This is a genomic window from Nocardia sp. NBC_01327 (assembly GCF_035958815.1).
GTDB lineage: Bacteria > Actinomycetota > Actinomycetes > Mycobacteriales > Mycobacteriaceae > Nocardia.
Window position 1 is genome coordinate 6,862,909 of the sequence record NZ_CP108383.1, and the last position, 14,179, is coordinate 6,877,087.

Annotated in this window: 10 protein-coding genes; 6 read left to right on the forward strand and 4 right to left on the reverse strand. The window is 65.8% G+C overall.

Features of this window, described 5'->3' with window-relative positions; translation table 11 throughout:
- Positions 1-39: 39 nt before the first annotated feature.
- Together rpmI and infC are read right to left on the reverse strand one after the other, a co-directional pair.
- Positions 40-234 carry a 50S ribosomal protein L35 gene (gene rpmI / locus OG326_RS31705; protein ID WP_297608498.1) on the reverse strand — a complete coding sequence of 65 codons (195 nt, stop codon included), beginning with the start codon at positions 232-234 and terminating at the stop codon, positions 40-42.
- Between the two features lie 60 nt (positions 235-294).
- Positions 295-1,035, reverse strand: a complete 741-nt coding sequence (gene infC, locus OG326_RS31710; RefSeq protein ID WP_327146636.1) for a translation initiation factor IF-3 — start codon at positions 1,033-1,035, stop codon at positions 295-297.
- A 325-nt stretch (positions 1,036-1,360) separates the two neighbouring features.
- On the opposite strand from infC, the gene OG326_RS31715 reads away from it, so the two are divergent.
- The 5 genes from OG326_RS31715 (at position 1,361) to OG326_RS31735 (ending at position 7,945) form a co-directional block, all read left to right on the forward strand.
- Positions 1,361-1,732, forward strand: a complete 372-nt coding sequence (locus OG326_RS31715) for a DUF1844 domain-containing protein (protein WP_297608495.1) — start codon at positions 1,361-1,363, stop codon at positions 1,730-1,732.
- Positions 1,733-1,989: 257 nt separating this feature from the next.
- Complete coding sequence (locus OG326_RS31720; RefSeq protein WP_327140804.1) at positions 1,990-2,835, forward strand: LppX_LprAFG lipoprotein; 846 nt, start codon at positions 1,990-1,992, stop codon at positions 2,833-2,835.
- 278 nt (positions 2,836-3,113) lie between these two features.
- Positions 3,114-4,574 carry a fatty acid desaturase gene (locus OG326_RS31725; RefSeq protein WP_327140805.1) on the forward strand — a complete coding sequence of 487 codons (1,461 nt, stop codon included), beginning with the start codon at positions 3,114-3,116 and terminating at the stop codon, positions 4,572-4,574.
- Between the two features lie 105 nt (positions 4,575-4,679).
- Positions 4,680-5,834 carry a type III polyketide synthase gene (locus tag OG326_RS31730; RefSeq protein WP_327146637.1) on the forward strand — a complete coding sequence of 385 codons (1,155 nt, stop codon included), beginning with the start codon at positions 4,680-4,682 and terminating at the stop codon, positions 5,832-5,834.
- A gap of 38 nt (positions 5,835-5,872) precedes the next feature.
- On the forward strand, positions 5,873-7,945 hold the full coding sequence (locus OG326_RS31735) for an ATP-binding cassette domain-containing protein (RefSeq protein ID WP_327140806.1): 2,073 nt from the start codon (positions 5,873-5,875) through the stop codon (positions 7,943-7,945).
- Positions 7,946-8,183: 238 nt separating this feature from the next.
- On the opposite strand, the gene uvrA is transcribed toward OG326_RS31735, so the two are convergent.
- Both uvrA and OG326_RS31745 read right to left on the reverse strand, forming a co-directional pair.
- Positions 8,184-11,237, reverse strand: a complete 3,054-nt coding sequence (gene uvrA, locus OG326_RS31740) for an excinuclease ABC subunit UvrA (RefSeq protein ID WP_327140807.1) — start codon at positions 11,235-11,237, stop codon at positions 8,184-8,186.
- 125 nt (positions 11,238-11,362) lie between these two features.
- On the reverse strand, positions 11,363-12,193 hold the full coding sequence (locus tag OG326_RS31745) for a sigma 54 modulation/S30EA ribosomal C-terminal domain-containing protein (protein ID WP_327140808.1): 831 nt from the start codon (positions 12,191-12,193) through the stop codon (positions 11,363-11,365).
- A 252-nt stretch (positions 12,194-12,445) separates the two neighbouring features.
- Between OG326_RS31745 and OG326_RS31750 the strand changes: the two genes are divergently transcribed.
- Complete coding sequence (locus tag OG326_RS31750) at positions 12,446-14,179, forward strand: sensor histidine kinase (protein WP_327140809.1); 1,734 nt, start codon at positions 12,446-12,448, stop codon at positions 14,177-14,179.

Sequence of the window (14,179 nt, forward strand, 5' to 3'; positions counted from 1 at the left end):
GGTTGCTGGCGTTCGAGAACGCGAGGTGCTGACGCAGCCTTAGAGGCCGAGCAGCTTCTTGACGCGAGGAACGTCCGCCTTTGCGACGACCTCCGTGCCTTCCAGACGGCGAGTCCGGCGCGAGGACTTGTGCTCGAGCAGGTGGCGACGGTTGGCCTGCTCACGCATGAGCTTGCCCGTGCCGGTCACCTTGAATCGCTTCGAGGCACCGCTGTGCTTCTTCATCTTCGGCATGGATTCCTCAATCTGTCTCGTGCCGGCGGCGCACCAGGGCGCGCCGCCGGATGATCGTTATTACTGCTGCGGGCTGGCCGCCTGCGCCTCAGCCGCCGGCGCGGCAGCCGGAGCTGCCGGTTCGGCTGCCGGGGCAGCAATTTCTGCAGCCGGGGCTTCAGCCGGAGCCGCAGCCGCGGGCGCACTGCTGCGCTGCGGCGTCGAGCTCGCTTCGTTCTGTGCCTTCACCCGCGTCTTCGCACCCTTGTGGGGCGCGAGGACCATGGTCATGTTCCGGCCGTCCTGCTTGGCCGAGGTTTCGACGAACCCGAGGTCCGCGACGTCGGAGGCCAATCGCTGCAACAACCGGAACCCGAGCTCCGGACGCGACTGCTCACGACCACGGAACATGATCGTGACCTTGACCTTCGACCCGGCGTCCAGGAAGCGAACAACGTTGCGCTTCTTGGTCTCGTAGTCGTGATCATCGATCTTCGGGCGGAGCTTCTGCTCCTTGATCACGGTCTGGACCTGGTTCTTCCGGGACTCGCGCGCTTTCTGCGCGGTCTCGTACTTGAACTTGCCGTAGTCCATGATCTTGCATACCGGCGGACGCGCGTCCGGTGCGACCTCGACCAGGTCGAGGTCGGCCTCGAGGGCGACGCGTAATGCATCTTCAACACGCACGATCCCGACCTGCTCACCACCCGGTCCGATGAGGCGGACCTCGGGTACGCGGATGCGATCGTTGATGCGAGTCTCAGTGCTGATGGGGCCTCCTAGGTCAAGCGGTTCGTCAACGACCGCAAGCAATAACTGCAACCCCAATTTCAACACGAAAGCCCCGCGTTGGTATTTCTCCAACACGGGGCCCGAGTCGACCGATCCACGACGCGAACAATTCGCATCGCACCTGTGGCGGGGGTAAACCCACACAGATACCCACCCGGTAAAGGATGGGCGACCGGACCGCCGAGCCTGGTACGAGACCGGCAGACGGTGGGAGTCGGGCTCCACTTGATGCCCCAAGCCGGTTAGGAACCTGTCTGGGGCGGTCGTCGCGGAAAAGTCTAACATCAGTGCGCCGCAGCTCCGAATCGGCTGCCCCCTCGACCAGGGACAACCTGGTCGGTGCGATGCTCTACCCATGAGTGAGGCGACTTTGAACGAGCAGGAATCGGCTCTCATCGACGGTGAAGTCGTGCGCGAACTGGCCGAGATCCCGGCGGTCGAGGTTATCAGCCGGGCCGCCGTCATGCTGATGAGTTCGGCCGCCGAGAAGCTCGGCCTGGGCGAGCCGGATCCGTCCGCCAGCCCGCACCTGGACCTGGACGAGGCCCGGCGGGTCATCACCGCGCTGGCCGGTCTGGTCACCGCGTCGGTCGAGTACCTCGGCCCGCACGCCGGTCCCATCCGCGACGGCCTGCAGTCGCTGCAGCGCGCGTTCCGCGAGGCGTCCTCCCATCCGGACGCACCCGGCACCGGTCCGGGCGAGAAGTACACCGGCCCCGTCTACTGAGCTTGACACGAATCCGGCCTCGGCCCGGCACGACCACTTGCGGTCGGGCCGGGCCGAATTCGTTAGATAGTGAAAACATCTTGGATGGAAGGCTTTTCGCGAATACTCGGACGGAAAGCCTTGGCGCTGCGGACGTGGTGCTGATTGGATGCTGGGGTGGCGTCGGACCGAGCGGGGTGCTCGGGAAGTGCTGCATACTACGACGCGGGGAGCGGCAGCTGCCCGCATACAGAGAACGAAACCTTCGGGGGTTGTACATGATTGAATCCATTTTCGAGCAGAGTTCGGCGCGCGCGCATACCGCGCGCCGACGCCGCCGTGCACTCGTCCCGGCGGTAGTCGCCGCGGCGGCGCTCATGGGCGCACTGGTGACCGGCTGCTCCTCGTCCGACTCAGGTTCCTCCTCGACCACGTCCGCCGGAGCGCCGGCCACCGGCCCGCTGCCGGACGGCGCGCAGCTCATCGCCGAATCCTCGCGTACCACCCAGACGCTGCAGTCGGTCCATCTGGACCTGCAGGTCACCAATATCCCGAACCTGCCGGTCGACTACGTCAAGGCCGATATCACCAATCAGCCGCAGGGCTCCGGCCAGGCGCTCGGCGAGGCCAAGGTCCGCGTCAAGGAGAACGACCCGACCTGGACCGAGACCAAGTTCCTGGTCGTCGACAAGACCCTGTACGCCGGTGACGGCACCAAGTACGCACCCGTCGGACCGGCCGAGAAGATCTACGATCCGGGCGTCATCCTGGACAAGGACAAGGGCATCGCCCACGTCATCGCCGAGGTGCAGAACCCGAAGGCCGAGGCCCGCGAGACCATCGACGGCGTGAACACCGTCAAGGTCACCGGCACCATCGACACCGCGGTCATCGACCCGGTCGTCCCACGCATCGGCCAGACCGCGGGCGTGCTGCCCATCACCCTGTGGATCGCGGACGTCGCGCCGCCGACCACCTCCGCCTCGGCGCTGCCGTCGTCGGCCGCCTCGCCGGGCACCGGTCCGAACCTGGTGCGCGCGGTGGTCACCAAGGACGCGGGCAATGTGAATCTGACGCTGTCGGGCTGGGGTAAGCCCGTCACCGTCGCCAAGCCGGCGGGCTAAACAGCAGGCGCCTGCCTGGCATCCGAAATACGGAGCGGTCCGGGAACGCGGAACGGCGGCAACAGCCGTCTTCCGCAGTCCCGGACCGCGTTTCGTGATGTGCCGGTGCGCGTGACCGTCCAGTTCGGTCGAGGGCTTAAGAAATTGATTGGTGAAATGCAAGGCCCCGCACGCACGATAACGAGGCATCGCTCGAACGCTGTGGGTGCGTATGGCTTCGGGGTAGCTATGAAACCTGATCAGCGGAGCGCAGGGCTGATCAGACACGGAGGAATGAGATGACAACCGACCACACGGATACCGAGGAGCGGGATCTCCGTCCACCCCCGCCGTCGGGTCCACCTCCGGTTTCCAACGTCTGGGTCTACAACGGCAAAGCCTACGACCTGAGCGACTGGATTTCCAAGCATCCGGGCGGTGAGTTCTTCATCGGGCGCACGAAAAACCGTGACATCACCTCGATTATCGGTTCGTACCACAGGAACCCGGAGGGGATCGGGAAGCTGATCGAGCGGTACGCGCTCGACCGGGTGGCGGTTCCGGAGGATATTCACCCGAAGGCCAATGCGCCGGACTTCCTGTTCAAGGAGGGTTTCGACAGCTGGCGCGATACCCCGCAGTATCGCTTCGACAATAAGGACGATCTGCTCCATCAGGTGAAGAAGCGGCTCAAGGAGCCGGAGCTCGCCGCGCGCATCAAGCGGATGGACAAGACGTTCAATATCGTTGTGGCACTGCTGGCCATCGCGTACTTCGCGGTGCAGGGCGTGCGCCTGTTCGAGCGCAGCTGGATGCCGCTGCCGGTCTTCGTGATCGCCATGGTGCTGCTGCGCAGTTCGCTGGCCGGTTTCGGTCACTACGCGATCCACCGCGCCCAGAAGGGCATGAACAAAATCTATACGAATGCCTTCGACTTCAATTATGTCGCACTGGCTTTCGTCACCGCGGACGGTCACGCGCTGCTGCACCACCCACACACCCAGAGTGAAGTCGATATCAAGAAGAACGTCTTCACCATGATGACGCGGATCCCCCGGCTCTACCGGGTGCCGATCCACACCATCCACAAGTTCGGGCACACGCTCACCGGCATGACCATCCGCCTGCTCGACGTATGCCGCCTCACCCGCAAGGTGGGCATCAAGGATATGTACGGGACCTGGGGTGGGGCGCTGCCGCACTTCATCGGATCGTTCGGCGTGCGGTTCCTGCTGCTCGGGGAGTTCATCGCCTTCACCGTGATGGGCGACTTCTGGGCCTGGGCACTGCAATTCGTGATCTCGCTGTGGATCAGCACCTTCCTGGTGGTGGCCAGCCACGACTTCGAGGTGGAGACCGAGGAACTGGAAAGCAATACCGAAGACTGGGGTATCAATCAGCTGGAACAGGCCTACGACCTGAAGGTTGTCGGCAACCGCTACGTGGACTGCTTCCTGTCCGCCGGGCTCAGCTCGCACCGGGTGCACCACGTACTGCCGTACCAGCGCAGTGGCTTCGCCAATATCGCCACCGAGGATGTATTGCGCGAGGAGGCAGCCAAATTCGATGTCGAATGGCTGCCCGCGAAGAGCTTCTTCACCGACCGCTTCCCGAAGCAGATCCAGACGTACCTGCTGGCACGTTCGGACGATGCGAAGGAACAGAACTGGGGCTTCTTCCGCGAGCATTTCGCGCCGTCGGCCTTGAAGACCTGCGCCGTCTACACGGTTCAGGGCTTCACCGGAATCGGCACGGTGTGAACCGATTCCGCTGATCGACGCGCACATTTTTATCGAAAGAAGGGGAGTAATTTCGTGACTATCACCATTGGCGAGGGGGGCGCTGCGCCCACGGCGACGGCTCGGGTGACGGGCGGTGAGCGCGGCTACGGACTGGTTCAGCCTGTACTGCCGCCGGCGCCGCCGACCACGGTCGGCGTCATCGAAGGCATCGCAACGGGTTCGCCGCTCGAGATCCATGATCAGGCCGAGGCCGCGGCGCGCGTCGCCGAGCGGTTCTCCGATCCTGTTCAGCAGGCCCGGATTCCGCGGATCTATCAGAAGACCCGGATCCAGACCCGCAGGCTGGCAATCGATCCGCTGGATCCGGAGTTCCTTCCGTTCAGCGGGCGCCCGGCCACCATCCGGGAGCGCATGAACCTGTTCTACGAGCACGCGGTACCGCTGGCCGTGGATGTGGCGCGGCGCGCGATCGCGGGGCTGGAGGATCCGGCCACCCAGATCGGGCTGCTGGTCTTCGTGACCAGCACCGGATTCATCGCGCCCGGTGTGGATGTGGCCGTGGTCAAGCAGCTCGGACTGGCCAAGTCGGTCGGCCGGGTCGTGGTGAACTTCATGGGCTGCGCGGCCGCCATGAACGGTATGCGCACCGCCGTGGATTACGTTCGGGCACACCCGGATAAGAAGGCGATGGTCATCTGCCTCGAGCTCAGCTCGGTCAATGCCGTCTTCGACGACAATATCAACGACGTGATCATTCACAGCCTGTTCGGCGACGGCTGCGGTGCGGTCGTCATCGGCGCGGGCCAGGTGCAGCAGCCGCTGGCGCCCGGCAAGATCGTCATCCGGGACAGCTTCAGCTACCTGTTCGACGATGCGGAGGACGGCATCGTGCTCGGCGTCAACGATAACGGCATCACCTGCGAGCTATCGGAGGAGCTGCCGCAGTACATCCTGCGCGGCGTCGATCCCGTCGTCTCGGAAGTGCTGCACCGCAATGGATTGCGGAAATCCGATATCGACCTGTGGGCCATCCACCCGGGTGGACCCAAGATCATCGAGCAGTCCGCGCAGTCCCTGGGCATTCCGGTCGAGCAGGCCGCGGTGAGCTGGGATGTGCTGGCGCGCTACGGCAATATGCTCAGCGTCTCGCTGATCTTCGTCCTGGAGGAGATGATCCGGCAGGCCGGCAGCGGCAAGCCCCTCTCGACCGGTGTGGCGTTCTCCTTCGCGCCCGGGGTGACCCTCGAGGGCATCGTCTTCGACATCGTTCGCCAGTAGTCCACGCGCACAGCACTATTCAAAGAAATCAGCAGCCAATGCAACTCATCAGATTCCTCATCTCGATCTCCTGGATGCGGATCGCGGCCGTTATCGCGGCCGGCCTCGTCTGCGGTGTCGCCAATACCTACCTGGTGACGCTCATTCGCGGCGTCGTCTCGCCCGGACCGCATCCGGACGCCACGCTGGGGCACTTCGCCCTGACGGCAGTGGTCATTCTGGTCAGTGGTGTCATCTCGCAGGTGCTGCTGATCCGGCTCGCACAGGAGGCCATCTACCGGCTGCGGGCGGACCTGAGTTCCGGGATCGTCTCGGCGCCACTGGAACACCTGGAACGGCTCGGCATGCACCGCCTGATGGCGACGCTGACCGAGGATGTGCGATCGCTGTCGCAGGCGGTGACCGCCATCCCGAGCATCTGCATCGATGTGACCACCATTCTCGGTTGCCTGGTGTACCTGTCGATCCTGTCCGGGCCGCTCTTCGCGGTCACGGTCGCGGGCACGCTGCTCGGAATCGCCTGTGTCGAAACGATTCTCAAGCGGGTGCGCGGTCTCTACCGCGAGGCGCGGGAGAACGACGACGCACTGCTGCGCGCGTTCACCGCCGTGACGCTGGGCATCAAGGAACTCAAGCTGCACCGCGGCCGGCGCCAGGACTTCATGGACCGGCATCTGCTCGGCTCGGCCGAGAAACTGCGGGCGCAGAACGTCGAAGCCGGGTCCAAATTCGCTGTGGCACAGGGCTTCGGCCAGGTACTGCAACTCGCCACCATGGCACTCATCCTGTTCGTGATCGCCAAGGCGCTCAAATTGCCCGGCGATGTCATGTTCGGCTACGTCCTGGTGACGACGTTCCTGGCCATGCCCATGCAGAACTTCATGAACCGGATTCCGGACCTGCTGCGCGGGGATGTGGCGCTGGCGAAGATTCGCGGCATGAACCTGTCCATGGAGGCCATTCACGACGAGAGCGATCTGCCCTTCACCGAGCGGCCAGCGGTGACCGAGGCCCGGCTGCAGCTGACGAATGTCGGCTACACCTACCGCTTCGAAGCGCCGTCACCGTTCCCGGAGGGGCCCGGAAGTCCCACTCCGGGCAGCGGACCGCATCCGGGGGCAGGGCCCGGACGGCCGGGAAAGCCTGGCGCACAGCCGAACCGGCCCGGCGCACACCCGGAGAGTGCTCACCCGGCAGGTCCGAACGGACATCCCGACGCGCCGGGTTCACATCCCGGGCAGCCGGGCGCCCGAGCGGGGCGGCCGGGACCGCACCCCGAGGGTCCCCCGCCCGCGGGTCCGGGAGGCCATCCCGGAGGCCCCGGATCTCACCCCGGAGGTGTCGGCGCACATCGGCCCGGCATGCCACCGCCGCCGCGGCGGGGCGGGCATCCGGCCGGACCCGATGTGAACGGCCATCGCTGGGTCGATCACGGCGGGCACGAGGGGAAGCCGGTGCCGATGAGCGCGCTGCCGGAGGATGCGGGTGATGCCGGATTCGCGCTGGGCCCCATCGATCTCACCTTCGAGCCCGGGCAGATCACCTTCATCGTGGGCGGCAACGGCAGCGGCAAATCGACGCTGGCCAAGCTGATCACCGGGTTGTATGTGCCGCGCACCGGGTCGCTGTCGCTCAATGGCGAGCAGATCGATCACGAGAATGTCGAATGGTTCCGGCAGAACTCGTCGGCCATCTTCACCGATTTCCATCTCTTCGAGGACTATCTGGGCTTCGACCGGCCCGGCATCGATGCCGAGGTGCAGCACTACCTCGAGGAGTTGCAGATCGCGCACAAGGTGACCGTGCGGGACGGGCGACTGTCCACCATCGATCTGTCGCAGGGGCAGCGAAAGCGCCTGGCGCTCTTGACCGCCCTGCTCGAAGACCGCTCGATCTACCTCTTCGACGAATGGGCCGCGGACCAGGAACCCAAGTTCCGCGACGTCTTCTACACCGAGATCCTCGCCGACCTCAAGGCCCGCCGGAAAACGGTCATCGTCATCACCCACGACGACCGCTACTTCCACCTGGCCGACCAGCTCGTCAAACTCGACTTCGGCAAACTCACCGAAGCGAGCACGACAGCAGGGATGGCAGCTCACTCGGAGTAGGCGCCGGCACCCAGCCGAGAACGTAAACACAAGGCCCCCGCCAGATCTAGCGGGGGCCTTGCTGTGGGTTGAGTCCCTCGGCCCAGCGGACGAAAATCCCTCGTCATCCCGGCGCGCATTTGGCCGGGATCCACACCCGCGGGCCGCATCTCAGCGGTGGATCCCGGGCCAAAAGCATGCCCGGATGACGGGGTGGGTGGTCGCCCCGGGGCGGGGAGTGTGCCCCGGGGCGGGTGACTCAGCGGAGGGCGGCTGCCTTGCGGCGGGCTGCTGCCGCTTTCTTGGCGGCGGCGTCTGCCGGGGGCTTCTTTTGGGCGGCGGTCTTTTTCGCGGGGGTGCCGGTGCTCTGTGCGGGCGACTTGTCGGCGGTGGCCTTGGCGGCTGCCTTTTTGGCCGGAGTCTTTTTGGCGGCGATCGCCTTGGCCGGGGCGGCGGGCTGGGCGTCCAGGACCGTTTGCAGGAACTGGCCGGTGTAGCTCTCCGGTACGGCCGCAATATCTTCCGGGGTGCCCTCGGCAATGACGGTGCCACCGCCGGAGCCGCCCTCGGGGCCCATATCGATCACCCAGTCGGAGGTCTTGATGACATCCAGATTGTGCTCGATGACGATGACGGAGTTGCCCTTGTCGACGAGGCCGTTGATGACCTTGAGGAGTTTGCGGATGTCCTCGAAGTGCAGGCCGGTGGTCGGCTCGTCGAGAATGTAGACGGTGCGGCCGGTGGAGCGCTTCTGCAGTTCCGCAGCCAGTTTCACGCGCTGGGCCTCACCGCCCGACAGGGTCGGCGCGGGCTGGCCCAGGCGGACGTAACCGAGGCCGACATCGACCAGGGTCGCCAGATAGCGGTGGATCGAGGAGATCGGCTCGAAGAACTCCGACGCCTCCTCGATGGGCATATCGAGCACCTCGGCAATGGTCTTGCCCTTGTAGTGGACCTCGAGGGTCTCCCGGTTGTAGCGCGCGCCGTGGCAGACCTCGCACGGGACGTACACATCCGGCAGGAAGTTCATCTCGATCTTCAAAGTGCCGTCGCCCGAGCAGGCTTCGCAGCGGCCGCCCTTCACATTGAAGGAGAACCGGCCCGGCTGATAACCGCGCACCTTGGCCTCGGTGGTCGCGGCGAACAACGTCCGGATCTTGTCGAAGACGCCGGTGTAGGTGGCGGCGTTCGAGCGCGGGGTACGGCCGATCGGCGATTGATCGACCTGCACCAGCTTGTCCAGATGGTCGAGGCCGTTGATGCGGGTGTGCCGGCCCGGCACCTGCCGCGCCCCGTTCAGCTTATTGGCCAGCACCGTCGCGAGAATATCGTTGACCAGCGTCGACTTACCCGAGCCGGACACACCGGTGACCGCGGTGAGCACGCCGAGCGGGAAGTTCACCTCGACATTGCGCAGATTGTGCTCGGTGGCGCCGACCACGGTGAGCTGCTTCTTCTTGTCCACCGGCCGCCGCAGCAGCGGCATCTCGATAGTCATCCGCCCGGAAAGGTATGCGCCGGTCAGGGATTCCTTGTTCGTCAGCAGCCCCGGATACGGCCCGGAGTACACCACGCGGCCACCGTGCTCACCGGCCAGCGGGCCGATATCGACCACCCAGTCCGAGGCGTGAATGGTGTCCTCGTCGTGCTCGACCACGATCAGGGTATTGCCGAGATTCTTGAGCCGCGTGAGGGTTTCGATCAGGCGGCGATTATCGCGCTGGTGCAGGCCGATCGACGGTTCGTCCAGCACGTACAGCACGCCGACCAGACCGGAACCGATCTGCGTCGCGAGGCGGATGCGCTGTGCCTCACCACCGGAGAGCGTGGCCGCCGCCCGCGAGAGCGACAGATACTCCAGACCCACATCGAGCAGGAAGCCCAGGCGCGCCTGCACCTCCTTGACCACCTGCGCGGCAATCGCGGCCTGCCGGTCGTCCAGGGTCAGCGAGTTCAGGAAGTCGGCCGCCCCGCCGATGGACAACTCGGAGATGTCCGCAATGGACAGATCCTGCTCCCCCGCCCGCAGCGTGACCGCGAGAATCTCCGGCCGCAGTCGCGCGCCGTTGCACACCGGGCACGGAATATCGCGCATGTACCCGTCGTAGTGGTCCTTCATCGCCTCCGATTCGGTGCTCTCCATGCGCCGCTGCAGGAACGGCATCACACCCTCGAAATCGGCGTAGTACGAACGCTTCCGGCCGTACCGGTTGGTATAGGAGACGTGCACCTGCTCGGAACTGCCCTCCAGCACGGCCTTTCGCGCCTTGAGCGGCAGGTCCTGCCAGGGTGTCTTCATGGAGAAGCCGAGCGCCTCGGCCAGACCCGACAGCAGCCGGGTGAAGTATTCGGCGGTCTGCCCGCGCGACCACGGCGCGATGGCGCCGTCACCCAGGCTCAACTCCGCATCGGGCACAACAAGATCCGGATCGACCTCCTTGCGGATGCCGAGGCCGGTGCAGTCCGGGCACGCGCCGTAGGGCGAGTTGAAGGAGAACGAGCGCGGTTCCAGATCCTCGATATCGAGGGGGTGACCGTTCGGGCAGGCCAGCTTCTCGGAGAAGCGGCGCTCCCGATCGTGCGCGTGCTCATCACGATCCACGAAATCGAGCACCACGATGCCGTCGGCCAGGCGCAGCGCCGTCTCGATCGAATCGGTCAGGCGCTGTTTGGAACTGGACTTCACGGCGAGACGGTCGACGACCACCTCGACATCGTGCTTCTCCTGCTTCTTCAGCTTCGGCGGCTCGGTGAGCGGATACACCACGCCGTCGACCCGGACCCGGGAGTAGCCCTGCCCGTGTAGCGATTCGAAGAGATCGACGAATTCGCCCTTGCGGGTGCGCACCACGGGGGCGAGCACCTGGAATTTGATGCCGTCCTCCATGGCCAGCACCTGGTCCACGATCTGCTGCGGCGACTGCTTCTCGATGAGATGGCCACAGGTCGGGCAGTGCGGCGTGCCCGCGCGCGCGAAGAGCAGGCGCAGATAGTCGTAGACCTCGGTAATCGTGCCGACCGTGGACCGCGGATTGCGGTTGGTCGACTTCTGGTCGATCGAGACCGCGGGCGAGAGTCCCTCGATGAAGTCCACATCCGGCTTGTCCATCTGCCCGAGGAACTGCCGGGCGTACGCCGACAGCGACTCGACATACCGGCGCTGTCCCTCGGCGAAAATGGTGTCGAACGCCAGCGAGGACTTACCGGACCCGGACAACCCGGTGAATACGATGAGGCTGTCGCGAGGTAGGTCGATATCGACCCCTTTGAGGTTGTGCTCTCGCGCTCCGCGCACCGTCAGGCGATCCGCCACCGGCCATCCTTCCAACGTTTCGGCATCAAGAAGTCAATCCCCCGACGCCATGCTAGGCGTGCCCACCGACAAGTTCGGCCGCGCGCGCTGAAACGCTGGTCACACTGGGTAAATTGCGCGCTACGTCAATCCAGAACGAGACGGTCCGTGAACGACAACGACGCGTCCCGGGCCGATTGTTCCGGTGCGTGGCGGCGCACACACGGCACCACGATCGCGCGCGGCTGTAGCCCGCGCTCACGGGGGCGATCCTCGGTGCCGGCGGCGGTGACCAGGGTCAGGTCGCCGTCGAAGCGGCGGTAGAGCAGCCGTCCACGGCGGGTGTCGGGATCGATGAAGAACAGGTACGGCACGCCGCCCATGCACAGCCGCGCCGCGGCGTCGTCCTCGTGCAGCGCCGGAACCGGGTCGCGGTGCTGACGCAGCGGCCGCACTCCGAGCTGCCCGCTCCAGCACGCCACCGCATCGGCGCCGGTCTCGGCATCGATATAGAGGTGCGCGTCGTAATCCATGGCGTCCAGGGTCCGGGCCGCGGCCTCGGCGGTGGCCACCTGTAATCGACAGTCCTTGCGCCGCACGATCGGTCGCGGGCCGCTGACCATGGCCAGACTCGGGCGAGCCGGGTCCGGCCATGGTCGCGACACCTCCTCCGGCGAGCAGCCCAGCCGCAGGTCCAGGCGCTCTAGCGCGAAAGTGGTGGCAAAACGACCTGGCCCGGCGACCTGTACCCGGAGCGCCTTCCCCAGCGTCCGGATCGAGATCTGGGCGAGGGTGGTCCCCTCATCGGAGTCGGGCCAGTGCAGGCGTGCCCGCACCGGCCCTTCCACCCCGTGGCGGCGCAGGATTCTGCCGAGGCTGCGCACCACGCGGGTCACCTCCGCCGGCGGTACCGGTCCGCGCGTGGTCACCACGAAGTCCGGATCGATCCCACTCGTCCACACGTCATACGCGCCCATAACCGACCCACTTCTCGTTTCCGACCCGGCAACCCGCTCCTATGGCAACACGCGGGAGAGTGCCGCAAACAGAGTCGAAAGTCCCAAGCCGGGCTATTTTTTGGAAATCTTTCCGTTAAATAGTTGGCGAATGGTTGCCTCAGGTGAAATCGGTTGTGTGACACTGGCATACGCATCAACAACCTTTCGGCAACCAGTGCGCGCGTAACATCCCGAATGCCGCGGCGCCCCCGACGGACAGCCAGGAAAACCATGCACGATGCACCCCGCACCGGGCCCTACTCGGTGCGCGACACGCTGTCGCAGTTGCGATTACGTGAATTGCTCACCGAGGTCAAGGACCGCGTCGAGCAGATCATCGACGCCCGCGACCGCATCGACGGACTGGTCGAGGCCATGCTCGCCGTCACCTCCGGCCTCGATCTGGACCAGACGCTGCGCACCATCGTGCGCGCCGCCACCAGCCTGGTCGACGCCCGCTACGGGGCGCTCGGCGTGCGCGGCCACGATCAGCAACTCGTCCAATTCATCCATCACGGCATCGACGACCGGACCCGCGTGCTCATCGGCGCGCTGCCCGAGGGCCACGGCCTGCTCGGGCTGGTGAACGGCGAGCCGATCCGGCTCGATGATCTTGCGCGCCATCCCGCTTCGATCGGATTCCCGCCACACCATCCGCCCATGCGCAGCTTCCTCGGTGTGCCGGTGCGCATTCGCGGTGAGCTGTTCGGAAACCTGTACCTGGCCGAGAAATCCGGCGGGCACCCCTTCACCGAGGACGACGAGGTGCTCATGCAGGCGCTCGCGGCGGCGGCCGGTATCGCCGTCGACAATGCGCGACTGTACGAATCGGCCCGCACCCGGCAAGCCTGGATCGAGGCCACCCGCGATATCGCCACCGAATTCCTCGCCGATACCGATCCGGCCAAGGTGCTGGCCCATGTGGTCGAGCACGCCCGCGAGCTGACCGGGTCCCAGCGCGCCCTGCTCGCGGTGGTCGCCGATCCGGATACACCGCCCGAGGACGTCACCGAACTGGCGGTGGCGCAGTGGTCCGGGCCCGGCGACGATCCGGAGAGCGCGACCGTCCGAGCCTGCGACACCGCCGTCGGGCAGGCCCTGACCGCCCGCAGCCCGCTGCGCTTCGACGATGCGCGCCAGGTCGATCTGGGCGCGGCCCTCCCCGATATCGGGCCCGCACTGGTCCTGCCGCTGCACACGCCCGATTCCATACTGGGCGTGCTGATCACGGTGCGCTCCGCCGAATCCGCGCCGTACCCGGACGAATTGGTGGAGTTGATCGCCGCCTTCACCGATCAGGCCGCGCTGGCAATGCAATTGGCGGTGGCGCAGCGGCGCATGCGCGAACTGGACATCCTCACCGATCGCGATCGCATTGCCCGCGATCTGCACGACCACGTCATCCAGCGGCTCTTCGCCATCGGCCTGTCACTGCAGGGCACGGTGCCGCGCACCCGCGTTCCCGAAGTGCGGCAACGACTCAACAACACCATCAGCGATCTGCAGGATGTGGTGGAGGAGATCCGCACCTCCATCTTCGATCTGCACGGCGGCGACGGGCACAGCACCCGGCTGCGCCAGCGCATCGAACGCGCCATCAAACAGCAGACCGCCGCCACCGAGATCCGGGCGCTGCTGCATGTGACCGGACCGCTGTCGGTGGTCGAGCCCGCGCTCGCCGATCATGCCGAAGCCGTTGTGCGCGAAGCGGTCAGCAATGCGGTGCGGCATTCCGGCGCGGACACCATCACCATCGATATCGGGGTGGCCGATGATCTGACCATCGTGGTCGCCGACAATGGCTGCGGTATCGCGGAGGGCATCACGCCCAGCGGGCTCACCAATCTCCGCCATCGCGCCGAACAGTCCGGCGGCCGGCTCGCCGTCTATCCGCGCCGCGACGAGTCCGATACCGAGGTCAAGGAGACCGGCACCAAACTGCACTGGTCCGTGCCCCTGCACTGA